The following is a 23,949-nucleotide window of genomic DNA, read 5'->3' on the forward strand; positions in this document are numbered from 1 at the left end:
GGTTTCGGCAATTGAATGTCTTGGAGGCGTCCGTGAGATCGTTGTCCTCGGTCGGGCCCGGCGACTGGCCCACCATCGGCGCGCACGCCCACCCGGACGCGCCGGCGCTGCGCACGCCCGGCGGGGTGGCGCTGACCTACGCCGGGCTGGAGTCGCGGGCGTCCCGGCTGGCGGCCGCGCTGGCCGCGGCGGGGGTCGCCCGGGGCGAGCGCGTCGCGGTGCTGGGCACCGACGGGGTCGGCTACGCGGTGACCCTCTTCGCCTCGCTCAAGCTGGGCACGATCGGGGTGCCGCTGAACTTCCGGCTGGCCGGGGCCGAGCTGGCCGGGCTCACGGCGGTCGCCGAGCCCGCGGTGCTGGTCATCGAGGCGCGGTACGCCCACCTGCTCGACGAGCTGCGTGCCGCCGCGCCCGGCCTGCGGCTGGTGCTGACCCTCGACCGGCCGCTGCCCGGCATCGCCTCGATCGAGCAGTTCGCCGCCGGGCACGCGCCGGACGGGCCGGACACCCTCCCGGCCGCGACCGCGGACGACGACGTGCTGCTGTGGATGCTCACCAGCGGCACCACCGGCACCCCGCGCGTGGTCGCGCAGACCCAGCGGATGGTCAAGGCCAACACCTCCAAGGGGGTGCTGGAGCAGGGCTTCCAGCCGGGCGAGTGCCTCTACGCCGGCACCCCGCTGTTCCACGTGGCCGGGATGGGGTGGCTGTACTACGCGATCTCCCGCGGCGCCGCCCTCATGCTGCTGCCGCAGTTCGACGCCGCGGCCGTGCTGGGCTGCCTGCGCGAGGGCACCGTGACGCGCTGCCTGCTGGTGCCGAGCATGGTCGTCGCGCTGCTGGACCACCCCGGGGCGGGGCCCGTGCCGCAGCTGCGCAGCATCGCCTACGGCGGCTCCGCGATGCCGCCGGACCTGGTGCGCCGCCTGCACGAGACGTTCGGCTGCGACCTGTTCAACACCTTCGGCGCCGGGACCGAGGGCGGCGGCCAGACCATCCTGCGCCCGGCCGACCACCGGGCCGCGTTCGCGGGCCGCCCGCATCTGCTCGGCTCGATCGGGCGGCCCATGTTCGGCGTCGACCTGCGGCTGTGTGACGCGGACGGGGCCGAGGTCGGGGTCGGCCGGGTCGGTGAGATCCACACGCGCAGCGACACGGTCATGAGCGGGTACGTCGGCCGCCCCGACCTCACCGTGACCAAGGTCGTCGACGGCTGGATCCGTAGCGGGGACATGGCCTGGCGGGACGCGGAGGGCTACCTGTACCTGGCCGGGCGCAAGGACGACATGATCGTGCGCGGCGGCGAGAACATCTTCCCCGCCGAGATCGAGCACGTGCTGGTCGAGCACGCCGACGTCGCCGAGGCCGCGGTGGTCGGGCTGCCCGACGAGCGGTGGGGCCAGATCGTCGTGGCGGCCGTCGTCGCCGCGCCGGGGGCGGCCCCCGACCCCGGCGGGCTGCGCGCGTTCTGCCGGTCGCGGCTGGCCGGGTTCAAGACGCCGGCCCGGGTCGTGGTCGTCGGCGAGCTGCCCAAGAACGCCGCCGGCAAGACCCTGCGCGCCGCGCTCGCCGCGACCCTGTCGGTGACGGCATGACGAGCGCGGTGCGGGTGGAGCGCGACGGGCCCGTGCTCACCGTGACCATCGACCGGCCGGCCCGCCGCAACGCGATGACCTACGCGGCCTGGGACGAGCTCGGCGCGGCCTTCGGTGCCGCGGCCACCTCGGACGCCCGGGTCGTCGTGGTGACCGGGACCGCGGGCGCGTTCTGCAGCGGCGGCGACCTCGAGGGCGGCGACCGGGCCCCGCACCCGCACGCCCAGCTCCAGGCAGTCGCCCGCACGAGCCAGGCCCTCGTCTCCCTGCCCCAGCCGACGATCGCCCAGGTCGACGGGCTCGCCGCCGGGGCCGGCTTCGGGCTGGCCCTGGCCTGCGACTTCGTGCTGGCCAGCACCCGGGCCCGGTTCGGCACGATGTTCGTGGCCCGCGGGCTGTCGCCGGACTTCGCCACGTCGTGGCTGCTGCCCCGGCTGGTCGGGCCGCGGCTGGCCACCCGGCTGTGCCTGCTGCCGGAGATCTTCGACGCCGCCCGGGCCGGCGAGCTGGGGCTGCTGGAGGAGATCGCCGAGCCGGACGCGCTGCCCGGACGGGTCGCGGCGCTGGCCGAGCGCCTCGCGGCGGGACCGCCGATCGCGATGCGCCTCACGAAGCAGTTGCTGCGGGACTCGTACGCCCGCGGCGTCGAGGAGTCCCTGGCCGCCGAGACGATGGCCCAGTCGATCAACCGGCTCTCCGCCGACGCGCAGGAGGGTATCGCGGCCTTCACCGAACGGCGGCCCGCCCGATTCGAGGGCAGATGACACCATGTTCGATGTGAACGTGAAGGCTCCCGCGGTGCGCGCGGTCGCGGCTCCGGCACAGCCGCGCACCCCCGCCCAGCACGACCGGCGCGACCGCGTGCTCGCGACCGCCTCGGCGCTGCTGGCCTCGGGCGGGGAGGACGAGCTGCAGATGAAGCGGGTCGCCGAGGAGGCCCGGGTCTCGCTCGCGACCGTCTACCGGTACTTCCCGTCCAAGGACCACCTCCTGCTGGCCATGGCCCGGGCGCGCTTCGAGCGGGCCCTCACCCGGGTCCAGCAGGGCGACGTCGACCTCACGGGCTCGACCCCCGGCGAGCGGGTCGGCGCCTACCTGCTGCGCGAGTTCGCCGCCCAGCAGCGCCGGCCGCACGTCACCGCGGCCCTGGCCCGGGTCCTGGTCGGCACCAACCCGGACTACCGCGAGACCCACGACGAGGTCCAGCGGATGCACCTGCGGCTGCTCTCCGTGATCGCCCACGGCCACGACGGTGCCCCCGGCTACGAGGCCTGGATGGTCCTGCGGGTGGTCGCCGGGTGCTTCGGCTCGGCCACCCGCAACTGGCTCGCCGGGCTGCTCTCGGCCGACGAGGCCCGCTTCGAGATCGCCCTCGCCTGCCGCCTGCTGGACCTGCCCGCGCCCCCGGTCGCGTAGCAGAACCGGTTCTGGCTCTCCGTAATCTCGATCGCCGTCACTGCGTCTGAGCTGCGAAACCTCGCCGTAACACAACCGTTGAAAACCAGACTCGATTCTGGAACACTCGCCCGCATCAACACCCGGCGATGATGCGTGAGGTGCGGGATGAGCAGCATCGAGGTCCGTCAGCTCGAGTACTTCCTGGCCGTCCACGACCACGGCGGCGTCACCCGCGCGGCCCGGGCCCTGCACCTGTCGCAGCCCTCGCTGTCCCAGGCGATCCGCAGCCTCGAGCGGCAGCTGCGCACCGACCTGTTCCTGCGGGTCGGCCGCGGCCTGGTGCTCTCCCCGGCCGGGCAGGCCCTCGTCGCCCCGGCCCGCCAGGTCGTGCGCTCCCTGGAACGCGCCCAGGCCGCCGTGCTGCGCGTGCGTGAGCTGCACTCGGGCCAGGTCTCGGTCGCGGCCGGGGCCGGGCTCGTCGCCGACCCGCTGGCGCCCTGGCTCGGCTGCTTCCGGCGCAAGTACCCCGACACCGTCGTGCGGGTCGAGGAGAGCGAGAGCGACGACGGCGTGGCCGAGCTCGTCCGCTCCGGCGACTGCGACCTCGGGCTGACCGCCGGCTCCATCGTCTGCGACGAGCTCGAGCAGCTGCTCGTCAGCGAGCAGCACGTCGTGCTCGTCTCCCCGCCCGGCACGCCCCGCTCGGTCGGGCCGGTGCCCCTCGAGCGGCTCGCCGGGGTGCCGATGATCGCCGGCGACCGGCGCGGCCAGGCCTGGACCGACGTCGAGCGCGCGATGGCCGCCCGCGGCGCCGGCGCCACCGTCGTCGTCGAGGTCGCGCGCACCGCCTCCACCATCCCGCTCGTGCTGGCCGGGGTCGGCTCGACGTTCCTCACGCTCCGCCTGGCGATCGAGGCCCAGGCGCGCGGCGCGGTCGTGCAGGAGATCGCACCCGCCCAGGTGCGCCGGCTGCGGCTGCTGCGCCGCCCGGGGGACCGCTCGCCCGGGGTCTGCGCGCTCATCGACGTCATCCACGCCGACGCCCGCCGCTGGGTCACCGCGCTGCAGGAGCGGCGCGACCGCGGCCTCGGGCTGGTCGCCGCCGCGGCCGCGGTCGACGCCCGGATCCGCGACGCCCGCGCGGCCGCGGCGAGCCGCACCACCGCCGCCTGAATGCGACCGATACTTCCGCGCTATGGAATCAGTGGAACTCGGTATGCGGTAGACCGAATCGAACGTTGACCACCGGCGCCCGGGGCCGTGACGATGATTGCGAGCGTTATTTCCTGCGGTCCGCACCCGCATTCCCAGGAATTGTTTCCGGCCTTGGAGGAATTCGGTGGTTTCGACGATGAAAAGGCGCACGGCGCTCGCGGCACTGGCCGCGCTGGCGCTGTTACCCCTCGCCGCGTGCGGCGACGACGACAGCTCCGCCAACCCCGGCCCCGGCGGGGAGATGACGATCCGGCTCGGGTTCGCCGGCGCCGTGCTCTCGCCGGGCGCCGCGATGTACACCTCCCTGCCCGACGTGCTCGGCTTCTGGGCCGAGGACCACCTCAAGGTCGAGATCACCCGCATCGAGGGCACCGCCACGGCCCTGCAGGCGATGGTCGGCGACAAGATCGACGTGGCCGTCGTCTCCGGCGAGGCGGTCATCCCGCCGATCTCCGAGGGCCAGCCGTTCGTCATCCCCTACTCGCTGAGCCAGCGCGGCATCGTGGCGATCGCGGCCCCCACCGGCGGCGCGATCAACAGCCTCGCCGACCTCAAGGGCAAGAACATCGGCGTGCCGACCCTGGCCAGCGGCGCGGTCACCTTCACCAAGGCCGGCGCGGCCGACGCCGGCGTGGACCCCAACAGCCTCAAGTTCGTCGCGATCGGCACCGGCGCCCAGGCCGCCAACGCCGTCAAGAGCGGCCAGGTCGCCGCGGTCGCCGACACCGACACGTCGATCGTGACCTACCGGCAGGCCGGCGCCGACCTCAAGGTGCTCGACACCGCCGTCGCCGACAAGCTCGTCATCGGCGTCGTGGCGGCCACCACGAAGTCGAGCCTGTCCTCGAAGAAGGCCGCGCTGACCGCGTGGGCCCGGGGCGTGGCCAAGGCGACCGAGTGGATGCAGGCCAACCCCGAGGAAGCCGTCAAGCTGCACTACAAGAAGTTCCCCGACAGCAAGCCGAGCGGGGACGAGGCGGCGGCCGTCGCGACCGGCCTGGCCCAGGTCAAGGCCCGCCTGGAGAACGTCAAGGCGGCGGCCGGCGGCGAGTACGGCTCGATCAAGCCGGACCAGCTGCAGTACATCGTCAAGTACCTCACCGACAACGGGCAGCTCAAGAAGCCGGTCGAGGTCGGCGCGATCTACGACGGCTCGCTGATCCCCGACATCAACAAGTTCGACAAGACGGCCGTGCGGGCCGTGAAGGCGCCCAGCTGATGGAGGTCGGCGTGACCATTGAGACAAGCGGACCGGGCGCGGCCGTCGGCGCGGCGCCCGGCGTCGAGGTCCGCGGGGTGTCGAAGACCTTCCGCACCCACGCCGGTGACGTGGTCGCGCTGACCGACATCGACCTGGAGGTCCGGCAGGGCTCGTTCGTGTCGCTGGTCGGGCCGAGCGGCTGCGGCAAGTCGACCCTGCTGCGGATCGTGGCCGGGCTGGAGACCAGCAGCGGCGGCACCACGCTCGTGGCCGGAGCCCCGGTCGACGGGCCCCGGCGCGACTTCGGCATGGTGTTCCAGCAGCCCGTCCTGCTGCCGTGGCTGACCATCCTGCGCAACGTCATGCTGCCGGCCGACGTCGCCCGCGACCGCTCGGCCGCGGCGAAGCGGCGGGCCGAGGACCTGCTGCGGCTCGTCGGGCTCGACGGGTTCCAGCATCGGTACCCGCGCGAGCTCTCCGGCGGCATGCAGCAACGGGCCGCGCTGGTGCGCGCGCTCATGAGCCGGCCCAGCCTGCTGCTCATGGACGAGCCGTTCGGCGCCCTGGACGCCCTCACCCGCGAGACCATGAACGCCGAGCTGCTGCGGATCTGGTCCGAGACCGGTGCCACCACGCTGTTCGTGACCCACTCGATCAGCGAGGCGGTCTTCCTCAGCGACGTCGTCGTCGTGCTCTCCGGCCGCCCCGGGCAGATCCTCGACCGGATCCCCGTGGACCTGCCGCGGCCGCGCACGTTCGACGTCATGGAGTCGCCCGAGGCGGCCCGGCTGACCCACCGCATCCGGGAGTACCTGCACGCACGAGGAGCCGTGGGATGACCATGACCGCCCCCGCACCCACCACAGTGGACAAGGCGCCGAAACGTCCGCGCCCGTCGCTGCTGCGCCGCCACCCGACGCTGGTCGTCAGCCCGCTCATCGCGATCGTCGCGCTCGGCGCCTGGGTGGTGGCCGTGGAGGTGTTCGGCGTCGAGCCGCTGATCCTGCCGGCCCCGCTGGACGTGCTCGACGAGCTGTGGCTCATGCTCACCAGCGCCGAGCTCTACCAGAACCTGCTGGTGACCGTCTCCGAGTTCGGCATCGGCTTCGTGCTCGGCTCGGTGCTGGCGATCGTCGTCGCCGCCGTGCTCGTGCGGATCCCGGTGCTGGAGAAGGGCTTCTCGCCGTACATCATCGCCTTCCAGAACTTCCCCAAGATCGCCATCGCGCCGATGCTCATCACCTGGTTCGGCTTCGGCATGGCTCCCAAGACCGCCCTGGCGACCGTGCTCGCGTTCTTCCCCGTCTTCGTCAACGTCATCGTCGGGCTCAAGTCCTCCACGCGGGAGCAGCGCGACCTCATGCGCATGCTGCAGGCCTCCGAGTGGCAGACGTTCTGGATGCTGCGGGTCAAGGTCGCGCTGCCGTACATCTTCGCCGCCCTGCGCGTCGCGGCCGTGTTCAGCCTGCTGGGCGCGATCACGGGGGAGTTCATCAGCTCGTCGCAGGGGCTCGGGTACATGCTGCTGCAGCGCAACGCCCAGCTGCACGTCGACGGGGTGTTCGCCCTGCTCATCGTCATGGCGACGATCGGGCTGGCGGTGCACGGGATCCTCGGGCTGCTCAACCGGAAGGTCATCTTCTGGGAGGACCACGACCAGGCCCGGCGCCCGGTGCAGGAAGAGAGCGTCTGAACCATGCGCCGCACGTTGTTCGCCCCGGAGCACGAGCAGTTCCGGGAGCTGGTCCGCACGGTGATCGAGCGGGAGGTGGTGCCGCACCACGAGCGGTGGCGGGAGGCGGGGATCGTGCCCCGCGACCTGTTCCGCACCCTCGGCACCGTGGGCATCATGGGCTTCGCCCTGCCCTCGTCCTTCGGCGGCGGCGGGGCCGGCGACTATCGGTACAACGTCGTCATCCAGGAGGAGGCCGCCCGGGCCGTCGTGACCCTGGGCGGGCTGCGCACCCACCTGGACATCGTCCTGCCCTACTTCCTCGCCTTCGCCGACGAGGACCAGCGCGCCCGCTGGTTCCCCGGCCTGGCCTCCGGCGAGCTGTACTCCGCGATCGCCATGAGCGAGCCCGGCGTCGGCTCGGACCTGGCCGGCATCGCCACGACCGCGGTCCGCGACGGCGAGCACTACGTCGTCAACGGGGCCAAGACCTTCATCACCGGCGGCGAGCTGGCCGACCTCGTGGTCGTGGTGGTCCGCACCGGCCGCGACCCGGACGACCGCCGGGCCGGGCTGACGCTGCTCGTCGTCGAGAAGGGCACGCCCGGCTTCACCGTCGGCCGCCGGCTGCACAAGATCGGCCTCTCCACCCAGGACACCGTCGAGCTGGCCTTCGACGATGTCCGGGTGCCGGTGGCCAACCGGCTCGGCGCCGAGGGCTCCGGCTTCGCCGCGCTCACCCACAACCTCGCCCAGGAGCGGCTCGCGATCGCCGTCGGCTCGGTCGCCCAGGCCGTCAGCGCCCACGAGCACACCATCCGCTACGTGCGCGAGCGGACCGTCTTCGGCCGGCCCCTCGCCCAGTTCCAGAACACCAAGTTCGAGCTCGCCGCGATGGCCGCCGAGCTGGCCGCCGGGCAGGCGCTGCTCGACGCGGCCGTGCGGGCGCACCTCGACGGCGAGCTCACCCCGGCGGACGCGGCCAAGACCAAGCTGTTCTGCACCGAGCTGCAGGGCCGCGTGGTCGACCGCTGCCTGCAGCTGCACGGCGGCTACGGCTACGTCACCGAGTACCCGATCGCCCGCATGTACGCCGACGCCCGGGTCACCCGCATCTACGGTGGTACCAGCGAGGTCCTGAAGTCCATCATCAGCAAGTCGCTGGAGTTGTGAGCCGTGCCCGTCTACGCCCTCGGGGACTGCGTCCCGAGCATCGACCCGTCCGCCTACGTCCACCCCGACGCCATCGTCATCGGCCGGGTCGTGCTCGGCCCCGACGCCTCCGTCTGGCCCGGCGCGGTGCTGCGCGGGGACAGTAACGAGATCACCGTCGGCGCCGGGACGAACATCCAGGACGGATCCGTCGTGCACGCCAACGACCGCCACGCCACCCGCATCGGCGCGCGGTGCATCGTCGGGCACCTGGCCCACCTGGAGGGCTGCGTCGTCGAGGACGGCGCGCTGATCGGCTCGCAGGCCGTCGTGCTGCCGGGCGCGCACGTCGGGGCCGGGGCCCTGGTCGGCGCGTCCGCGCTCGTGCCGCCCCGGTTCACGGTCCCGCCCCGCACCACGGCCCTCGGCGTGCCGGTGCGCATCCGCGACACCCCGCCCGACGCCGAGCACCTGCGGATCAACGCCGAGCGGTACATCGAGACCGCCCGCCGCTTCCGCCGCGAACTGCGCCGGATCGACTGAGAGGACCGCCCATGCAGGAGCAGATGCTGGCCCTCGACGGCGTGCGCGTCGTCGAGCTCGGCCAGCTCATCGCCGGCCCGTTCTGCGGTCAGCTGCTGGCGGACTTCGGCGCCGACGTCATCAAGGTCGAGCAGCCCCGCGACGGCGACCCGATGCGCCACTGGGGCCTGAGCAAGGACGGCAAGTCGCTGTCGTGGAGCGTCATCGCCCGCGGCAAGCGCAGCGTGACCGCCGACCTCAAGTCCCCCGGGGGCAAGGCGTTCGCGCTGGAGCTCATCGCCCAGGCCGACGTCCTCGTGGAGAACTTCCGGCCCGGGACGCTGGAGCGGCTGGGCCTGGGCTGGGACGAGCTGTCGGCCGTGAACCCGCGGCTCGTCCTGGTGCGGGTCAGCGGCTTCGGCCAGACCGGCCCCTACGCGGCCCGGGCCGGCTACGGCTCCATCGGCGAGGCGATGGGCGGCCTGCGCCATCTCGTCGGCGACCCCGACCGCCCGCCGAGCCGCACCGGCCTGTCCATCGGCGACATGCTGGCCGGCATGCACGCCGCCTGGGGCGCGGTCCTCGCCCTCTTCGCCCGCGGGCGCACCGGCCTCGGCCAGGTCGTCGACGTGTCCATCTACGAGTCGGTGCTCGCCATGACCGAGGCCCTCGTCCCCGACTACGCCCTCGCCGGGGTGACCCGCGAGCGCTCGGGCGCCGTCCTGCCCGGCGTCGCGCCGTCCAACGTGTACCCGACCGCCGACGGCGACTTCGTGCTCGTCGCCGCGAACCAGGACACGGTGTTCCGCCGCCTCGCCGCCGCCATGGGCCGCCCGGACCTCGCCACGTCGGAGGACTTCGCCACCCACGCCGCCCGCGGGGTGCGCCAGCGGGGGCTCGACGACCTCATCGCCGGGTGGACGCGGCAGTACCCGGCCGGCGAGGTGCTGGCCCGGCTGGAGGAGCACGCGGTGCCGGCCGGCCGCGTCTTCACCGCCCGCGACATGCTCGCCGACCCGCACTTCGCGGCGCGGGAGAGCATCGTGCGGGTGCCCGACGCCGACCTGGGCGCGGTCCCGATGCAGAACGTGGCGCCCCGGCTCTCGGCCACGCCCGGCCGCATCCGCTGGACCGGCCCGGCCCTGGGCGAGCACGACGAGGAGGTGCGCGCGTCGCTGCACCGGTGACGCGGCGGCGGCTACCCGGCCGTGGCGCTGCGCCGGTGACGCGGCGGCGGCTACCCGGCCGTGGCGCTGCGCCGGTGACGCGGCGGCGGCTGCCCCCGATCGCGGCGCTGTACCCGTGACGTGAAGGCGGCCGGCACGCTATCCTGGGTGCGGCCCTTCCGCCGTCGATGGCCCGCGTGCGCCGCGAAGCACGTCCTCCCATGGCTACCGCCATCCGCGTCCGCACCCGCTCCGAGGTGCGCTCCGCCCGCCGCTCCCGCTCGCACCGCTGCTGGGGACATCTCCTGGCCGCACCGCTGTGGCCGATGCACGGCGTCAACCTCGGCACCCTCCTGCGCACCTGCGACGCCGTCGGGGCCTGCCTCGTCGTGCCGCGGCTGCCGTGGATCGACGAGGCCCTCGCCCGCGGCAACACGCTGCGCCGGCCCGCCTGCGTGCACCGCATCGGCGACCCGCTGCGCTGGCTGGCCGCGGAGCGCGCGGCGGGCGCGCGGATCCTGGGCGTGGAGCTCGCCGACGAGGCCGTGCGCCTGGCCGACCTGCCCGCCGCGCGCCGGCGCACCGTGATGGTCCTCGGCCACGAGTCGACGGGCATCCCACCCGAGGCCCTGGACCTCCTCGACGGCGCCGTCGAGATCCCGATGATCGGCACGGGCCTGAGCCTGAACGTCGCCGTGGCCGGCTCGCTCGTGCTCTACAAGCTCGCCGGCCTGCTGTAACCGCCGCTCGGGCCGGTCGGCACCGCCGGACCCGTCGGCAGGCGCCGGACCCGTCGGCAGCGCCGGACCCGTCGCCGGCTCCGCGACGTGCGCGCGGAGCGGGTTCCGGCTACCCGAGGACCTCGCGGAGCTTCGCGGCGAACTCCGCCGGCTTGCCCGCGTAGCCGGAATCGCCGCCGACGAAGCCGCCGTGGTGGCTCGGGAACACCGTGACCTCCCGGCCCAGCAGGGCGGCCACGCCCTCGGCCGTGCGCGCCGTGTACGTCTCCGCCGACTCCTCGCCGACCCCGACCACGATCCGCGTCGGGGCCGCGGACAGGGCGGCCGCGTCCGGGCGGTAGTCGGTGATCGCCCACGCGCGCCGCGACAGCAGCGGGTCGTCGCGGCGCCCGTCGTCCTCGGCGGGCATCCCGAACATCGCCGGGTCGGGGTCCGGCTGCGCGAAGTAGTCCTCGGTGAACTCGCCCTTCCAGGAGGTCATGGCGATGAACGCGGCCATGCCCGCGCCGGCGCCGCTGGCCTCGTAGGCGGCGTTGAAGCGGGCCCGGGCCCGGTCCGCGCCCGCCGCGTCGGGGAGCACCGCGTTGATCGGCGGCTCGTGGGCGACCAGCACGGCGATGTCGCCGGGGTGGGTGGCCACCCACTCGAGCGCCGTCACCGCCCCGCCGCTGCTGGCGAAGACGTCGACCGGCCCGGCGCCGAGCGCCTCGGCGAGGCGGTGCAGGTCGGCGGCCTGCTCCTGCGGCGAGTCGGTGGCCACGCCGTCGGTGCGGACGCTGCGGCCGAGGCCGCGCGGGTCGTAGGTGACGACGGTCCGGTCCGGGAAGTGCGCGGCCAGCGCGCGGAACCCGTCCGCGGTCATCGGCTGGCCGATCATGAACAGCGGGGGCCGGCCGTCCGCCGCCGGCAGCGGGCCGGTGACGTCGTAGACCAGGTCGGCCCCGGGCAGGGCGAGCGTGTGCGTCGTCTGCGTCATGCCCCGAGCCTATGGCGGCGGCCGCGGCCGTGTGGCCCGTCCGGTGCGAACCGGACGAACGCGGGATGCCGGCTCAGCCGCCGGCCTCGTAGGCCAGGATGGCGGCCTGGACGCGGTTGTTCAGGCCCAGCCGCAGCAGGATCGCGCTCACGTGGGCCTTGACCGTGCCCTCGGAGAGGTGCAGCTCGGCGGCGATCTCCTGGTTGGACAGGCCCCGGCCGACGCCGCCGAGCACGTCGCGTTCGCGCGGGGTCAGCCGGTCCAGGCGCCGCCGGGCGGCCTCCGCGCGGGCGAGGCGGTCGCCGCCGAGGCGGGTCATGACCTTCTGGGCGATGCGGGGCGACAGGTAGGCGGCGCCGCCGGCGACCGCGCGCACGCCGAGGATCAGCTCGCGCGGGTCGGCCGCCTTGAGCAGGAAGCCGGCGGCGCCCTCGGCCAGGGCCCGGGCCACGTACTCGTCCTCGTCGAACGTCGTCAGCAGCACCACGGCGACGTCCGGCGCGGCGGCCCGCAGCTCGGCCGCGGCCGACAGGCCGTCGAGGCGCGGCATCCGGATGTCGAGCAGCGCCAGGTCCGGGCGGTGGGCGCGCACGAGCTCGACCGCCTCGCGGCCGTCGGCGGCCTCGGCGACGACCTCGATGTCCGGGTCGGTGGCGAGGATCGCCCGAATCCCGGCGCGGATCATGGCCTCGTCGTCGGCGAGCACGACCCGGATCACGGTCGGGTCACCGGGATCCGGGCCGTGACCGTGAACCCGCCCTCGCCCGGGCCGGCCTGCAGGGAGCCGCCGAGCAGGCGCATGCGTTCGCGCAGGCCGGACAGGCCGCTGCCGTCCCTCGACGGTACGGCCGCAGCATCCCCCAGCTCGTTGCGCACGACGACGACGATCTCACCTGCGTCGTGCTCGATGCCCACCGCCACCGCGGATCCGGGCGCGTGGCGGGCCGCGTTGGTGAGCGCCTCCTGCACGACCCGGTGGACGGCCCGCTCGACCGCCGGCGGCCGCGGCCCCTCGCCGACGCGCAGGGTGATGGCCATCCCGGCCTCGCGTGCCCGCTGCACAAGCGCCTCGACGCGCTCGTCGGCGGGGTCGGCCGGGGCCGACTCGCGCAGGATGCCGATCGTCTCGCGCAGGCGGTCCGTGGCGGTCACGGCCGACGCGCGCAGGGCCGCCGCCGCCTCCCGGTGCGGCGGGGACAGGTCCGGGGCCAGCTCGAGTGCGCCGGCCCGCAGGGCGATCAGCGCCAGCTCGTGCCCGAGCGAGTCGTGCATGTCCGCCGCGATGCGCGCGCGTTCCCGCAGCGCGATCAGCTCCAGCTGCGCGATCCGCTCGCGGCCGGCCACCACCAGGTCGGCCTGCTGGCGGCGGAAGCGACCGGCGAGCCAGGGCAGCACCACGAACAGGGCCAGGCACATGAGCGCACCGGCGCCGCGGGCCGGCTCCGGCACCAGCAGGACGACGCCGGGCAGCGCGGCGAGCGCGGGCACCACCCAGTCGTGCCGCGCCGGCAGGTGCCGCCCGTGCAGGTAGGCGGCGGCGCTCAGCACCGGGAAGAGCAGCTGGCGCCAGGCCGGGACGTGGTCGAGGTAGAGGCCGCTGGCGACGCAGGCGCCGGCGATCGCCGCGAACACGAGATACTTGCTCACCTGGCCGAGGCTATCGAGCGCAGGCGGGCCGCCGTGACGACAAGGCCGGACACCGCCGCGACGGCGAGGGTGACGGTCAGTGGGGCGGCGAAGTACGTCATCTGCGCCCACGTGACCGTCCGGCCGTTCATGAGGATCGAGACCCACTGCGGGTACGACAGAAAAATCACGGTCGGGAGCACCGGCGGGATCAGGCGCCACCAGCGGCGGGAGGGGCGCAGCACGCCCAGCACGGCCAGGCCCGCCGAGGCCAGCGCGACCAGGCCCAGCACGAGCTCGATCAGCTGCCGCTGCCCGCCCGCCGCCGGCGGCTCGGCGCCGTGGGTCACGGCGACCAGGCCGCGCAGCACCTCGTACGTGTCGTCGTAGAGGCCCGCGCTGTTCGTCATCACCGCGTACCCGTAGCCGGTGGCGGGATCGATCGCCTCGACGGCCGTGTAGGTGAACAGGTTCCCCGAGTGCACGAGCAGCTCGCGGCCGTCCACGTCGGACGGGCCCCAGCCCATCGCGTAGTCGCGCACCTTCGACGGCGCGTGCATGGCCGCGAGGCTCTCCGGCCGGACGACCTGCGGGCCGTGGCCGGTCTGGGCGATGAGCCACCGGCCCAGGTCCTCGGCGTCGGTGACGACCCCGCCCGCGCCGCCGCGCGCCCCGAACGCGCGCAGCTCCGGCCGCGCGACCCAGGCGCCGAAGAGCGAGATGTGGCCGTCCGCCGCCGCGCCCCCGACGGAGCTGCCGGTCATCCCGAGCGGTTCGAAGACGTGCATCCGGACGTACTGCCCGAAGCCCACACCCCCGGCGACCTCCACGAGCCGGGCCGCGATCTCGTAGTTGGCGTTGCAGTAGGCCCACGCGGTGCCGGGCTCGGCGGCGAGGTGCCCGCTCCGCAGCGCCGCCACGTACGCGGCCGGGCTGGCGGTGGACTCGGCCGCGGGGATGTCGATGCCGCCGTCGGCGAGGCCGGAGGTCTGGTCGAGCAGCTGGCGCACCGTGACGCGGGCCGCGCGCGGGTCGGCCATCCGGAACTCGGGGAGCTGGTCCGCGACGGGCTCGTCCAGCGCGATCTTCCCGGCGTCCACGAGCGTCATGACCGCCGTCGCCGTGAACGACTTGCTCACCGAGGCGACCCGCATCGGCGTGCGCGCGGTGACCGGCGCCCCCGTCGAGTCGTGGCCGTAGCCGGCCGCGTGCACGACCTCGTCCCCGTGCGTCACGACGGCGGAGAGCCCGGGCAGCCCGGTCCCGTCGAGGGCCTGGCGCAGGTAGGTGTCGATGGGGGTCGCGGCCGGCGCGGCCTGGGCCGGTGCGGCGGGCCACAGGACGACGGCGGCGGCCGCGAGGGCGAGCAGTCTGCGGTTCATGCCACCCGACGCTAGGCAGCGGCGCGCCCGGGCGGATCTGCCGAACCGCCGCGGCCGCCCCTGACGAAAGTCGGGGGTGCGATACCCTTCGCGGCGGCAAGTACTGAAGCGAGGTGCCCCGCCGGCGACGGCGGGGAGAATCTGGGAAGCCGGTGCGAATCCGGCACGGGCCCGCCGCGGTGACCGGGGAGCCGCCGCCCACACGCGCACGCGTAGCCACTGGCCCGCACGGGCTGGGAAGGCGGGCGGTGAGGCGACGATCCGGGAGTCCGAAGACCGGCCTCGCGACTGACGGCCCCGGCCCGCCCGGGGCGTGAGCGCAGCGGGAGCCTGTCATGACGCACGAGCTGTACGACATCATCAACCGCCGCCGCGACGTGCGCGGCGAGTTCACGGGCGCGCCGGTGCCCGACGCCACGCTCGACCGGATCCTCGGCGCCGCGCACGCCGCCCCCCAGCGTCGGGCTGTCCCAGCCGTGGGACTTCGTCGTCGTGCGCGACCGGGCCCTGCGCGAGGCCTTCCACGCGCACGTGTCCCACGAGCGCGGGGTGTTCGCCGCGACCCTCGACGCCGAGACGGCCGCCCGCTTCGCCCGCATCAAGATCGACGGGGTACTGGAGTCGACGCTGTCGGTCGTGGTCACGTACGACGCCGAGCGCGGCGGCCCCGCGGTGCTGGGCCGCCACGCGATCGCCGACGCCGGCCTCTACTCGGTGTGCCTCGCCATCCAGAACCTGTGGCTCGCGGCCACGGCCGAGGACCTCGGCGTCGGCTGGGTGTCGTTCTACCGGGAGGACTTCCTGCGCGGCCTGCTCGGCATCCCGCCCGGCGTGCGGCCCGTGGCGTGGCTGTGCCTCGGGCCGGTGAGCCGGCTGATGGAGGTGCCGGACCTGGAGCGGCACGGGTGGCGCCGCCGCTCCCCGCTGCACCAGGTCCGCCACGAGGACCGCTGGTGATCAGCCGGCGCGCCAGTCGGGGGCCTCGTCGGTCCCCGGGCCGAAGGTGACCTGGGTGTTGCCGGTGCCGTCGGGGTTGATCGTGAAGATGTGCCCCCAGGCCTCGTTGTCGTCCAGGTCGCAGTAGGCGATCCGCGTGCCGTCGGGGGACCAGGCCGGCATCGTGTGGTGCGAGTCGCTGCCCGCCAGGGGCCGGGTCACCAGCGTCGCCCGGCCACCCGCGCCCGGGACCCGGTAGATCCCGGTGCCGTAGCCGCTGCCGGCGACGAACCGGCCGAACGCGAGCTGGGTGCCGTCGGGGGACCAGTCGGGGCGGGAGTCGTAGGTCCCGGCCACCGCCGCGGTGACCGCCGTCGTGGCCAGCGTCTTGACGGCGAGCGTCAGCAGGTTGCTGCCGCCCGCGGCGCTGTCGCGGACGAAGGCGATCTTCAGCCCGTTCGGCGACCACACCGGGGTGTGCTCGTCGACGCCGGCGGTGCTGGTCAGCTGGGTGAGGCCGGTGCCGTCGGGGGCGATCGAGCAGATGTCGGTCTGGCCGCCCGACCAGCACTCGTAGACGAGCTTGCCGCCGCCGGGGGACCAGGCCGGGGCGGACGCGGTGCCGCTGCCGGGCACGACGGTCAGGCCGGTGCCGTCGGCGTTCATCACCCACAGCTGGTCGGGGCCGGCCCCGTAGCGGCGCAACGCGAGCCGCGTGCCGTCGGCGGACCAGGCGGGGTCGCGGTCCTCGATCGCCGGCGTGCCGGTGAGGTCGGTCTCGCCCTTGCCGGACGCGGTGATCGTGTAGATGTCGCCGAGCGCGGTGCCGGCGGCGTCGAAGCGCTCGAAGGCGAGGCGGCCGTTGGCGCCCGGGAACGCCGCGGCGGCGGGGGTGGCCGGGACCGTCCCGAGGACGGCGGCCACACCCAGGCACGCGGCCAGGCTCACGGCCGGACGCATCGTCAGGGGTCGCTGCATGGGCGGCACGCTAGCCGAGCTTGACCCGCCCAATTCCGGGCAAGTCGCCGCCCCCGCCGAAACCCGACAGTTAGACCGCGTCTCATTTGGAGGCTGAATGTAGAGCGTTGGTGTCCCGGCCGGGTGTTCGAGCCGGCCGCTGTGCGGACGGCAAGGTGCTCGACAAGCTTCCGCCGCCGGCGATGCGGTGGCGTCCCCGCCGGCGGCGCCCTAGTGTTCGCGGCGAGCCGCTCGTCGCCCGCGTCTCCTTCGCCCCCGACGGGCCGGCCACCCCCGCCGAGGCCCACCGGCGCTGCCCGCCTGCCGGTCTGGCGTCCGGCACGAGCCGCAAGTAGGTCGCAGACGGGGTTGCGGAGGGCTACTAGGGTGCCGAACACCCCGCCCTCAACGGAAACGGTTGGCAACGCATGCCCACGACAGACGAGATCATCAAGGACGTCCGCACGAACGGCGGCACCCACCTCGACCTGTCCGGCCGCCGGCTCACGAGGCTTCGTCCGGCCATCCGAGATCTCACCACGGTCACCACACTCGATCTGAGCGACAACCGGCTGACCGCGCTGCCGGCCTGGATCGGCGACCTGACCGCGCTGACCGAGCTACGCCTCGACAACAACCAGCTCACCGCGCTGCCCGACGAGATCGGCGAGCTGGTCGCGCTCCAGCACCTCACGGCCAGTCGAAACCAACTGCGGACGCTGCCCGACCGGATGCGCGACCTCGCCGCGCTGACCACGCTGCAGCTCGGCCACAACGAGTTCGCGACGCTGCCCGACTGGTGCGCGGACCTGCGCTCCTTGCACACCCTTCGCGTCACCGGCAACAAGCTGACCCGGCTGCCCGACAACATCGGCGGGCTGGCCGCCCTCGTCGACCTTCGCGCCGACGACAACGAGATCGACGCGCTGCCGGAGACGATTTGCGATCTCGGCGGTCTCCACTCGCTCCAGCTGCGCCACAACGCGATCGTGGCGCTGCCCGAATCGATCGGCAAGCTGTCCTGTCTGACCGGGCTGGATCTCAACATGAACCAGCTCACCGCCTTGCCGGAGTCGTTCGCCGACCTCGTCAACCTGACCGCGCTGTCGTTGGGATCCAACCATTTCGCCGAGTTCCCGGCGCAGCTGCGCGGCTGCACCGCGCTCGAACATCTCTACTTGACCGGTGCGGTGAGCGAGGTGCCCGCCTGGATCGGCGAGTTGACCCGGCTGACCGAGCTCGGCATCCGCAGCAGCGGTCGGCTGACCGAGTTGCCCGAGTCGATCGGCAATCTCACAGCACTGACCTCGCTGTACCTCTCCGGCCTTGAGCTCGCGACGGTCCCCGAGTCGATCGGCCGGCTCCGCCAGCTGGAGACCTTGAACCTGTCGCACAACAAGCTGCGCTCATTGCCCGACTCGATCGGCAACCTGCACGCGTTGCGCGCGCTCTACCTCGACGAGAACCTGCTCACCGAACTGCCCGAGTCGGTGCAGGGGCTCGACCGGCTGCAATTGGTTCGCGCCAGGTTCAACTCGTTCACCGGGAAGCCCCGCGTTTCGGCGACCACGAAGGTAGAGGCCAAGCCCAACCGGTACTGACGCGCGCGCCTGAGACGCGGTCTTAGATGCAGATCCAGGAGTAAAGGCCCTTGCCGGCGCGGCTCACCTCGGCGAGCGAGTGCAGGAACTCGGCCGCGTCGGGCGGGGCGAAGCCGCCGTCGAACTCCTCGATGCGCGACCAGGGATCGGCGACCGCGTCGAGCTCGGCCGGGGTCGCGGCGGCCAGGGCGGCGCGCAGGTCCGGGCTGATCGGGAGCACCAGCTGGTCGAAGTCCGGGGTCGCCGCGATCGGCGCCCCGGACGAGCGGTCGACGCCGGCGAGCAGCCGCGCGAGCTCGCCGAGGCGCACCGCGGGGTCGATGCGGCACGAGACCACCGGGCCGTCGTGGGCGTCCGGCCCGCCGGGGCCGCCGGGCAGGTCGAGCGCCGCGGCCGCCTGCTCGTCGGAGTCGGCGGCGAAATAGTCGTAGATCACTCCCATGGCGACATCATCGCGCATGGCCGGGCGGTGCCGCGGCGTCAGTTGCCGCCGCGGCCGGTGTCCATGACCTTCGCCGACGCCTTGACCTGAGCCTTCTTGGTCTGCTTGCCGCCGGTGGTGGTGATCGTGTACGTGTGCGTCTCGACGCTGCCGACCGGGCCGCCGCAGGAGAACGTGAACGTCTCCGTGCCGCTCGCGGGGTAGTTGCCGTAGCTGCCGGGCAGGTCCGGGTTGTCCACCGACAGCCCGATCCCGGTGGCGCCGGCGACCTTCCACTTGATGATCACGGGTACGGCGTCGGCACGGTACACGGCGGTGCCCTCGGGGCACTTCGGCTGCTGGACGATCTTGAACTCGACGATCTTCGTGTCGCCCTTGGGCTTGCTCTGCTTCGTCGGGCTCGGCTTGAGCGAGGACGTGGCGCCGGCCGGCACCATGTCCGGCGACCCGGCCGGGTCGTCGCCGGAGCAGGCGGCGGTGCTCAGCCCGGCGAGGGCGATCGCGGCGACGGCGATCGAGAGGCGGACGCTCGGACGGTTCATGGTGTGCCTCCCGGCAGCGGTCGGTGGTGCATCGATACGTCTGACGCTATGGCCGGGCCGATCGCGTGTGATCCAGGATTCGTGCCACGAGATCCCTGGACCCGTTCCAGGCCGTTCCACCCCTTGCCGGGCCGTGACATGCTGCCCGCATGGCGAACACGGACACCGCACCCGGCGAGGCCGCGGCACCGCAGCCGGCCCGGCCGCCCCGCCGCCGGCGCCGGGTGCTGCTGCGCCTCGCGGCCGTGGCGGTGCTGCTCGTCGCGGTCGTGATGGTCCCGACCGCGTGGGTCCACGCGTCGTCCTCCGGGCGCCTCGTCGCCGTCGCGCAGGCGCCGGCCGCCGACGTCGCGATCGTCTTCGGGGCCCAGGTCGCGCCCGGCGGCCAGGACCCGATGACCTTCCTGCGCAACCGCCTCGACAAGGCCGCCGAGCTCGTCGCCGCCGGCAAGGTGAAGGCGCTGCTCATCTCCGGCGACGCGCACGGCGGCTCGGGCAACGAGGTCCGGGTGATGGGGGACTACCTCGCCCAGCACGGCGTCGAGCGGTCCCGCGTCGTCGTCGACCCCTACGGCCTGGACACCTACGACACCTGCCGCCGCGCGCACGACGTCTACGGCGTGACCAGGGCGCTCCTCGTGAGCCAGGACATCCACCTGTACCGTGCGGTCACCCTCTGCCGCCGCGTCGGCGTCGACGCCTGGGGCGTGCCGTCGGGGTGCGATGGCTGCCGGCAGATCACGATCTGGAAGAACCGCGCCCGGGACGTCGGCGCGGCGTGGAAGGCGGCCTGGGACGCCACGCGACTGCGCCCGCCGGCCGTGCAGTCCCCGCCGGACCGCAGCCTGGCCGACGCGATCGCCGCCCACACATCCTGACGCCGGGTCAGGGCCCGGCCGGCTCGACGAGGACCTTCAGGCCCTTGCGGGCGTTGGCGACGGGGAACGCCTCGGCCACCGAGGTCAGCGGGTAGCGGTGGCTCACCAGGGACCGCACGTCCGCCCGGCCCCCGGTGACGAGGGCGAGCGCCCGCGGGTACACCTCCTTCATCCGCCGCACCATCGCGAACGTGAGGCCCTTGCGCCGGGCGGCCGCCGCCGGGAACGCCGACGTGTCGGTGCTCGGGATGCCGCCGAGCACGACCCGGCCGCCGGGGCGCACCACGGTGACGGCGGCCTCGATGGCGGCGTCGGTGCCGGCGATCTCGAAGGCGACGTCGGCGCCGCGGCCGTCCGTGAAGTCCGCGAGGGCATCGGCGACGCCGGCGGCGGCCGGGTCGAGCACGACGTCCGCACCGTAGGCGACGGCGGCCATGCGGCGGTGGGGGAGCGGGTCGGTGGCGAGCACCCGGGCGGCGCCGGCGGCGCGGGCGACCTGGATCAGCAGCAGCCCGATCGGGCCGCAGCCGAGCACCGCGACGTCGGCGCCGAGGGGCACGTGGCCCAGGTCGACCGCGTGGACGGCGACGCCCAGCGGCTCGAGCATCGCGCCGTCGGCGTCGGTGAGGGCCTCGGGCAGGGGATGCAGGCGGTCGGTCGGCCACGCCAGGTACTGCTGCAGCCCCCCGTCGCGCCGGCCGTGCCCGGCGAAGACGATGTCGCGGCAGAGGTTCGGGTGCCCGGCCCGGCACAGGTCGCAGCGGTGGCACGGGATCGCCGGGTCGATCGCGACCCGCACGCCGTCCAGCGCGCCGCCGCGCACGACCCCGGCCATCTCGTGCCCGCCGACGATCGGGTGCGCGATGCGGGCGTCGCCGATGCCGCCCTCCGCGTACCAGTGCAGATCCGACCCGCACAGCCCGACCGCGGTCACCTCGACGAGGCTCTCGCCCGCGCCGGGCACGGGCACGGGCTCCGCGGCCAGCCGGACGTCACCGGCCGCGTGCAGTCGCGCGCTGAGATTCACACCGCAACTCTAGGCAGCAACTCTGGGCAGCAACGCTAGGCCCCAACTCCGGGCAATGGGACCACGAGCGGCGTACCCGTCGCCGGGTCCGGGATCACGAGCGCCTCCAGCCCGAAGACCGACGACAGCAGCTCGGGGGTGAGCACCGCCGCCGGCTCGCCCTGCGCCACGATGGCGCCGCCGCGCATCGCCACCACGTGGTCGGCGTAGCGGGCGGCCAGGTTCAGGTCGTGCAGCACCATCACGATCGTCCGGCCGCGCTCGCGGTGCAGCCGCGACACCAGGTCGAGCACGTCGATCTGGTGGGACAGGTCCAGGTACGTCGTCGGCTCGTCCAGCAGCAGGATCTCGGTGCCCTGGGCGAGCGCCATGGACAGCCAGGCGCGCTGGCGCTGGCCGCCGGAGAGCGCGTCGACGGGGCGGCCGGCGAGGTCGAGCATGTCCGTCCACGCCAGCGCCTCGGCGACGATCGCCTCGTCGGCGGCCGACCACTGGCGCAACCAGTTCTGGTGCGGGTGGCGGCCGCGCATGACGAGGTCGGCGACGGTGAGCCCGTCCGGCGCGACCGGGCTCTGCGGCAGCAGGCCGAGGACCCGGGCCACCTCGCGGGTGGGGATGCGCTCGATGCGCCGCCCGTCCAGGAGCACCTCGCCGGCCCGCGGGCGCAGCAGCCGGCCGAGCGCGCGCAGCAGCGTGGACTTGCCGCAGCCGTTGGGCCCGACGACGGCGGTGACGGCCCCCGGGGGCACGTCGAGGTCGAGGCCGTCGACGACGACGCGGTCGCCGTAGGCGAGCCGCAGCCCCCGGGCCTGAAGCCGAGTGGTCATGCCGAGTTCCTCCGGTTCGTGCGCACGAGCAGCCAGAGCAGGTAGGGGGCGCCCACGATCGCGGTGACGAGGCCGACCGGCAGCTCGCGGCCGGGCAGCACCGTGCGGGCGAGCAGATCGGCGGCGACCACGAGCAGCGCGCCGAGCACGGCCGAGGTGAGCAGGGGCGGGCGGGAGCCGCCGCACAGGCGCAGCGCGACCTGGGGCACCACGAAGGCGACGAACTCGATCGGGCCGGCGGCGGACACGGCGGCCGCGGCCAGGGCGATCGCGGTCAGCACGACGGCCAGGCGCGCGAGCTGCAGGCGTACGCCCAGCGCCCGCGCCACGTCGTCGTCGAACTGGATCGCCTTGAGCGTGAACCCGGTGGCGAGGGCCGCGGGCAGCAGCACGGCCAGGGCGACGGCGAGCGGGCGCACCCGGTCCCACTCGACGCCCGCGACCGAGCCGTTGAGCCAGACCGTGGCCCGGTAGGCGTCGACGATCTCGGCCCGCACCAGGAACCACGACACGCCGCTCTGCACGATCTCGCCGACGCCGAGCCCGACGAGCACCAGCCGGTAGCCGTCGATGCCCCGGCGCCAGGCGAGGACGTAGACGAGCGCGGCCGCGAGCAGCCCGCCGGCCAGCGCCGCGAGGGGCACCCCGGCCGCGCTGCCCCCGCCCCCGAGCACGATGAGCGCGACGGCCCCGAGCGAGGCGCCGCTGGTCACGCCGAGCACGTCCGGCGTGGCGAGCGGGTTGCGGGCGAAGGTCTGGGTGAGCGCGCCCGACAGCGCCAGCGCCGCGCCCACGAGCAGGGCCGCGAGGATGCGCGGCAGCCGCAGGTCGAGCACGACCAGGCGCTGGCCGGGGGTACCGCCGCCGAGCAGGACGTCGACCACGGTGCCGGGCGGGATCGCGTAGCTGCCCCGCCCGATCGCGAACACGGCGACCGCGACGGCCGCGGCGAGCCCCGCCACCCCGACGGCGGCGGCCCGGGCGTAGGGCCTCACAGCCGGACCAGCCCGCGGCGGCGCCGGACGAGCGCGATGAAGAACGGCGCGCCGACGACGGCGAGCACGATCCCGGTCTGCAGCTCGCCGGGGCTGACCACGACCCGGCCGAGCGTGTCCGCGACGAGCAGCAGCGCGGCGCCGGCCAGCGCCGAGCAGGGCACCAGCCAGCGGTGGTCGGGGCCGGTGAGCGTGCGGGCCAGGTGCGGCACGATGAGGCCGAGGAAGGCGATCGGGCCGCAGGCCGCGGTGGCCGCCCCGGCCAGCAGCACGATCGCCGCGACCCCGGCCGCGCGGGCCGCGAGGACCCGCTGGCCGAGCGCGCGGGCGACGTCCTCGCCGAGGCCGAGCGCGTTGAGCGCGGGCGCGTTGAGCAGCGCGAGCCCCAGCCCGGCCGCGATGAACGGGGCCACCTGGGCGGCGACGTGCGCGTCACGGCCGGACAGCGAGCCGACGACCCAGAAGCGGAACACGTTGAGGCTGGCGTTGTCGGCCAGCAGCATCGCCTGGGTGCACGAGGCCAGCAGCGCGCTGATGGCGAGCCCCGCCAGGGCGAGCGTGACCGGGGTCGGGCCGCCGCGCCGGCCGGCGGCGATGCCGAAGACGAGCACGCTGGCGAGCAGGGCGCCGGCGAAGGCGAACCAGATGTACCCGGCGAGGGTGCGGGTGCCGAGCTGGATGCCGATCACGACCATGAACGAGGCGCCGGCCGAGACGCCGAGCAGGCCCGGGTCGGCGATCGGGTTGCGGGTGTGGCCCTGCATGAGCGCGCCCGCGGCCCCGAGGGCGAGCCCGACGAGCAGGCCGAGGATCGTGCGCGGCAGCCGCAGCTCACGCACGATCGCCACGGCCTCGGGGGCCGCCGTGGCGGGGGAGACGATCGCCCGCGCCACGGCGGCGGGGCTCAGCGTCTGCGCGCCGACGGCCAGGCTGAGCAGCACCGCGGCGCCGGCCGCGGCCAGCAGCGCGAGCAGGGCGACGGCCCGTCGGGGGCGCCGGGCGGGCCGCGGCGGCGCGGCGTTCACCCGGGGGACGACTACCGGCAAAATTGTCACCTCTATCGCTGAACGTCGAACGAAGGTTAGCCTTATCAAATATC

At 74.5% G+C, this 23,949-nt stretch carries 24 protein-coding genes, 1 pseudogene and 1 riboswitch; of the genes and pseudogenes, 14 read left to right on the forward strand and 11 right to left on the reverse strand.

The window, feature by feature from the left end; all coding sequences use genetic code 11:
* Window positions 1–32: 32 nt before the first annotated feature.
* The 11 genes from AC6JBM_RS02180 to AC6JBM_RS02230 all read left to right on the forward strand — a co-directional run bounded on the left by AC6JBM_RS02180 (window position 33) and on the right by AC6JBM_RS02230 (window position 10,661).
* Window positions 33–1,595, forward strand: coding sequence for a class I adenylate-forming enzyme family protein (locus AC6JBM_RS02180; protein ID WP_497981924.1), 1,563 nt, complete (start codon window positions 33–35; stop codon window positions 1,593–1,595).
* Entirely contained in the window at window positions 1,592–2,359 is a 768-nt protein-coding gene (locus tag AC6JBM_RS02185) for an enoyl-CoA hydratase/isomerase family protein (protein ID WP_497981925.1), read from the forward strand. The genes AC6JBM_RS02180 and AC6JBM_RS02185 overlap by 4 nt, the downstream gene beginning before the upstream one ends.
* A gap of 4 nt (window positions 2,360–2,363) precedes the next feature.
* A complete protein-coding gene (locus AC6JBM_RS02190; protein WP_497981926.1) occupies window positions 2,364–3,011 on the forward strand; it encodes a TetR/AcrR family transcriptional regulator in 648 nt (215 codons plus the stop codon).
* 147 nt (window positions 3,012–3,158) lie between these two features.
* The gene (locus AC6JBM_RS02195) at window positions 3,159–4,166 is read left to right on the forward strand and encodes a LysR family transcriptional regulator (protein WP_497981927.1); all 1,008 of its coding nucleotides are present in this window, start codon (window positions 3,159–3,161) and stop codon (window positions 4,164–4,166) included.
* Between the two features lie 178 nt (window positions 4,167–4,344).
* The gene (locus tag AC6JBM_RS02200; protein WP_497981928.1) at window positions 4,345–5,427 is read left to right on the forward strand and encodes an ABC transporter substrate-binding protein; all 1,083 of its coding nucleotides are present in this window, start codon (window positions 4,345–4,347) and stop codon (window positions 5,425–5,427) included.
* A 17-nt stretch (window positions 5,428–5,444) separates the two neighbouring features.
* Window positions 5,445–6,248 carry an ABC transporter ATP-binding protein gene (locus AC6JBM_RS02205; RefSeq protein ID WP_497986402.1) on the forward strand — a complete coding sequence of 268 codons (804 nt, stop codon included), beginning with the start codon at window positions 5,445–5,447 and terminating at the stop codon, window positions 6,246–6,248.
* Window positions 6,245–7,102: an ABC transporter permease gene (locus AC6JBM_RS02210; protein WP_497981929.1), complete on the forward strand. Its 858-nt coding sequence runs from the start codon at window positions 6,245–6,247 to the stop codon at window positions 7,100–7,102. Before AC6JBM_RS02205 ends, AC6JBM_RS02210 begins: the two co-directional genes overlap by 4 nt.
* Window positions 7,103–7,105: 3 nt before the next feature.
* Window positions 7,106–8,254 (forward strand): acyl-CoA dehydrogenase family protein, encoded by a 1,149-nt coding sequence (locus tag AC6JBM_RS02215; RefSeq protein WP_497981930.1) that lies wholly within the window; start codon window positions 7,106–7,108, stop codon window positions 8,252–8,254.
* 3 nt (window positions 8,255–8,257) lie between these two features.
* Window positions 8,258–8,776 (forward strand): gamma carbonic anhydrase family protein, encoded by a 519-nt coding sequence (locus AC6JBM_RS02220; RefSeq protein WP_497981931.1) that lies wholly within the window; start codon window positions 8,258–8,260, stop codon window positions 8,774–8,776.
* Window positions 8,777–8,787: 11 nt separating this feature from the next.
* Window positions 8,788–9,942, forward strand: coding sequence for a CaiB/BaiF CoA transferase family protein (locus tag AC6JBM_RS02225; RefSeq protein WP_497981932.1), 1,155 nt, complete (start codon window positions 8,788–8,790; stop codon window positions 9,940–9,942).
* Between the two features lie 200 nt (window positions 9,943–10,142).
* Window positions 10,143–10,661: a TrmH family RNA methyltransferase gene (locus tag AC6JBM_RS02230; RefSeq protein WP_497981933.1), complete on the forward strand. Its 519-nt coding sequence runs from the start codon at window positions 10,143–10,145 to the stop codon at window positions 10,659–10,661.
* 109 nt (window positions 10,662–10,770) lie between these two features.
* Here the strand turns inward: AC6JBM_RS02230 and AC6JBM_RS02235 are convergent, their stop codons facing one another.
* The 4 genes from AC6JBM_RS02235 to AC6JBM_RS02250 all read right to left on the reverse strand — a co-directional run bounded on the left by AC6JBM_RS02235 (window position 10,771) and on the right by AC6JBM_RS02250 (window position 14,645).
* Window positions 10,771–11,637 carry an alpha/beta fold hydrolase gene (locus AC6JBM_RS02235; RefSeq protein WP_497981934.1) on the reverse strand — a complete coding sequence of 289 codons (867 nt, stop codon included), beginning with the start codon at window positions 11,635–11,637 and terminating at the stop codon, window positions 10,771–10,773.
* Window positions 11,638–11,710: 73 nt separating this feature from the next.
* Window positions 11,711–12,355: a response regulator gene (locus AC6JBM_RS02240; protein ID WP_497981935.1), complete on the reverse strand. Its 645-nt coding sequence runs from the start codon at window positions 12,353–12,355 to the stop codon at window positions 11,711–11,713.
* On the reverse strand, window positions 12,352–13,284 hold the full coding sequence (locus AC6JBM_RS02245) for a sensor histidine kinase (RefSeq protein ID WP_497981936.1): 933 nt from the start codon (window positions 13,282–13,284) through the stop codon (window positions 12,352–12,354). Before AC6JBM_RS02245 ends, AC6JBM_RS02240 begins: the two co-directional genes overlap by 4 nt.
* On the reverse strand, window positions 13,281–14,645 hold the full coding sequence (locus AC6JBM_RS02250) for a serine hydrolase domain-containing protein (protein WP_497981937.1): 1,365 nt from the start codon (window positions 14,643–14,645) through the stop codon (window positions 13,281–13,283). The genes AC6JBM_RS02245 and AC6JBM_RS02250 overlap by 4 nt, the downstream gene beginning before the upstream one ends.
* 94 nt (window positions 14,646–14,739) lie before the next feature.
* Window positions 14,740–14,944, forward strand: a riboswitch (cobalamin riboswitch).
* A 36-nt stretch (window positions 14,945–14,980) separates the two neighbouring features.
* On the opposite strand from AC6JBM_RS02250, the pseudogene bluB reads away from it, so the two are divergent.
* Window positions 14,981–15,602: pseudogene (gene bluB / locus AC6JBM_RS02255) on the forward strand (5,6-dimethylbenzimidazole synthase).
* Here the strand turns inward: bluB and AC6JBM_RS02260 are convergent.
* Entirely contained in the window at window positions 15,603–16,559 is a 957-nt protein-coding gene (locus AC6JBM_RS02260; protein ID WP_497981938.1) for a TolB family protein, read from the reverse strand.
* Window positions 16,560–16,966: 407 nt separating this feature from the next.
* On the opposite strand from AC6JBM_RS02260, the gene AC6JBM_RS02265 reads away from it, so the two are divergent.
* Entirely contained in the window at window positions 16,967–18,139 is a 1,173-nt protein-coding gene (locus AC6JBM_RS02265) for a leucine-rich repeat domain-containing protein (protein ID WP_497981939.1), read from the forward strand.
* 22 nt (window positions 18,140–18,161) lie between these two features.
* Here the strand turns inward: AC6JBM_RS02265 and AC6JBM_RS02270 are convergent, their stop codons facing one another.
* Entirely contained in the window at window positions 18,162–18,581 is a 420-nt protein-coding gene (locus tag AC6JBM_RS02270; RefSeq protein WP_497981940.1) for a hypothetical protein, read from the reverse strand.
* Window positions 18,582–18,619: 38 nt separating this feature from the next.
* Window positions 18,620–19,123, reverse strand: coding sequence for a hypothetical protein (locus AC6JBM_RS02275; protein WP_497981941.1), 504 nt, complete (start codon window positions 19,121–19,123; stop codon window positions 18,620–18,622).
* Window positions 19,124–19,272: 149 nt separating this feature from the next.
* On the opposite strand from AC6JBM_RS02275, the gene AC6JBM_RS02280 reads away from it, so the two are divergent.
* The gene (locus AC6JBM_RS02280; protein ID WP_497981942.1) at window positions 19,273–20,001 is read left to right on the forward strand and encodes a SanA/YdcF family protein; all 729 of its coding nucleotides are present in this window, start codon (window positions 19,273–19,275) and stop codon (window positions 19,999–20,001) included.
* Window positions 20,002–20,008: 7 nt separating this feature from the next.
* Here the strand turns inward: AC6JBM_RS02280 and AC6JBM_RS02285 are convergent, their stop codons facing one another.
* The 4 genes from AC6JBM_RS02285 to AC6JBM_RS02300 are packed head-to-tail and all read right to left on the reverse strand — an operon-like array spanning window position 20,009 to window position 23,896.
* Window positions 20,009–21,028 (reverse strand): zinc-dependent alcohol dehydrogenase, encoded by a 1,020-nt coding sequence (locus tag AC6JBM_RS02285; RefSeq protein WP_497981943.1) that lies wholly within the window; start codon window positions 21,026–21,028, stop codon window positions 20,009–20,011.
* A gap of 35 nt (window positions 21,029–21,063) precedes the next feature.
* Window positions 21,064–21,855, reverse strand: a complete 792-nt coding sequence (locus AC6JBM_RS02290) for an ABC transporter ATP-binding protein (RefSeq protein WP_497981944.1) — start codon at window positions 21,853–21,855, stop codon at window positions 21,064–21,066.
* Complete coding sequence (locus AC6JBM_RS02295; protein WP_497981945.1) at window positions 21,852–22,850, reverse strand: FecCD family ABC transporter permease; 999 nt, start codon at window positions 22,848–22,850, stop codon at window positions 21,852–21,854. Before AC6JBM_RS02295 ends, AC6JBM_RS02290 begins: the two co-directional genes overlap by 4 nt.
* Window positions 22,847–23,896: a FecCD family ABC transporter permease gene (locus tag AC6JBM_RS02300; protein WP_497981946.1), complete on the reverse strand. Its 1,050-nt coding sequence runs from the start codon at window positions 23,894–23,896 to the stop codon at window positions 22,847–22,849. The genes AC6JBM_RS02295 and AC6JBM_RS02300 overlap by 4 nt, the downstream gene beginning before the upstream one ends.
* Window positions 23,897–23,949 lie beyond the last annotated feature (53 nt).

The organism is Dactylosporangium thailandense (genome assembly GCF_059739745.1).

Coding starts and splice junctions, on each gene's coding strand:
- AC6JBM_RS02185 (WP_497981925.1), top strand. CDS start 1,592: ATGACGAGCGCGGTGCGGGTGGAGCGCGACGGGCCCGTGCTCACCGTG.
- AC6JBM_RS02190 (WP_497981926.1), top strand. CDS start 2,364: ATGTTCGATGTGAACGTGAAGGCTCCCGCGGTGCGCGCGGTCGCGGCT.
- AC6JBM_RS02195 (WP_497981927.1), top strand. CDS start 3,159: ATGAGCAGCATCGAGGTCCGTCAGCTCGAGTACTTCCTGGCCGTCCAC.
- AC6JBM_RS02200 (WP_497981928.1), top strand. CDS start 4,345: ATGAAAAGGCGCACGGCGCTCGCGGCACTGGCCGCGCTGGCGCTGTTA.
- AC6JBM_RS02210 (WP_497981929.1), top strand. CDS start 6,245: ATGACCATGACCGCCCCCGCACCCACCACAGTGGACAAGGCGCCGAAA.
- AC6JBM_RS02215 (WP_497981930.1), top strand. CDS start 7,106: ATGCGCCGCACGTTGTTCGCCCCGGAGCACGAGCAGTTCCGGGAGCTG.
- AC6JBM_RS02225 (WP_497981932.1), top strand. CDS start 8,788: ATGCAGGAGCAGATGCTGGCCCTCGACGGCGTGCGCGTCGTCGAGCTC.
- AC6JBM_RS02230 (WP_497981933.1), top strand. CDS start 10,143: ATGGCTACCGCCATCCGCGTCCGCACCCGCTCCGAGGTGCGCTCCGCC.
- AC6JBM_RS02235 (WP_497981934.1), bottom strand. CDS start 11,637: ATGACGCAGACGACGCACACGCTCGCCCTGCCCGGGGCCGACCTGGTC.
- AC6JBM_RS02250 (WP_497981937.1), bottom strand. CDS start 14,645: ATGAACCGCAGACTGCTCGCCCTCGCGGCCGCCGCCGTCGTCCTGTGG.
- AC6JBM_RS02260 (WP_497981938.1), bottom strand. CDS start 16,559: ATGCAGCGACCCCTGACGATGCGTCCGGCCGTGAGCCTGGCCGCGTGC.
- AC6JBM_RS02265 (WP_497981939.1), top strand. CDS start 16,967: ATGCCCACGACAGACGAGATCATCAAGGACGTCCGCACGAACGGCGGC.
- AC6JBM_RS02270 (WP_497981940.1), bottom strand. CDS start 18,581: ATGGGAGTGATCTACGACTATTTCGCCGCCGACTCCGACGAGCAGGCG.
- AC6JBM_RS02275 (WP_497981941.1), bottom strand. CDS start 19,123: ATGAACCGTCCGAGCGTCCGCCTCTCGATCGCCGTCGCCGCGATCGCC.
- AC6JBM_RS02280 (WP_497981942.1), top strand. CDS start 19,273: ATGGCGAACACGGACACCGCACCCGGCGAGGCCGCGGCACCGCAGCCG.
- AC6JBM_RS02290 (WP_497981944.1), bottom strand. CDS start 21,855: ATGACCACTCGGCTTCAGGCCCGGGGGCTGCGGCTCGCCTACGGCGAC.